2 protein-coding genes are annotated in these 529 nt (G+C 62.8%); one reads left to right on the forward strand and one right to left on the reverse strand.

Annotation, left to right across the window (positions count from 1 at the left end; all coding sequences use genetic code 11):
- On the forward strand, positions 1-190 hold a 190-nt coding region (locus EN925_RS38935; protein ID WP_164781354.1), incomplete at its 5' end, for a sel1 repeat family protein.
- A 101-nt stretch (positions 191-291) separates the two neighbouring features.
- On the opposite strand, the gene EN925_RS40405 is transcribed toward EN925_RS38935, so the two are convergent.
- Positions 292-529, reverse strand: a 238-nt coding sequence (locus EN925_RS40405) for a hypothetical protein (protein WP_206633229.1), incomplete at its 5' end; no start/stop codon positions are given.

Genomic DNA, 529 nt, shown 5'->3' on the forward strand with positions numbered 1-529 from the left:
GGGCATGATGTATGCGACCGGACGCGATTGCGAGACCGATGTCGTTGCCGCCCACAAATGGTTCAACATCGCCGCCATCAAGGGCTCGGCCCGCGCCGCGGAACTGCGCTCGGAACTGTCGGCGGCCATGTCGAAGGTCGAGATCGCCACGGCGCTTCGCGAAGCCCGCGAATGGATGACCATGCACTGAAATCTGCCAATCGCAGACAAGCCTATCGAAGACAGGGAAGCTCCGGGATCAAGGCCGCACAGACGGCCGGACCCGGCGAAATTGAAGGCCGCGCAAGACGGTCACGAGGGCAAGCGAAAGAACGCGGCAGGCCGCAAGGCCCAGTCGTGCGCGACACAGGGAAGCTGAGCGGGATTTTTAGGGGCGGGGGCGCCTGGAGATTGCTCGACGGGCAAAAAAGCCACGACCAGCCGGAACAAGGCTGGCGTGGCTTTTTGCGTGGATGACGTCTTGCAGGCCCAATCGAGCGGCGCCAATGCGCCTAGACAGGCCGAATGAAGGATGAAATTGTCCCGCCTC

It is taken from the genome of Mesorhizobium sp. M7A.F.Ca.US.006.04.2.1, assembly GCF_004022915.1.
Classification (GTDB): domain Bacteria; phylum Pseudomonadota; class Alphaproteobacteria; order Rhizobiales; family Rhizobiaceae; genus Mesorhizobium; species Mesorhizobium ciceri.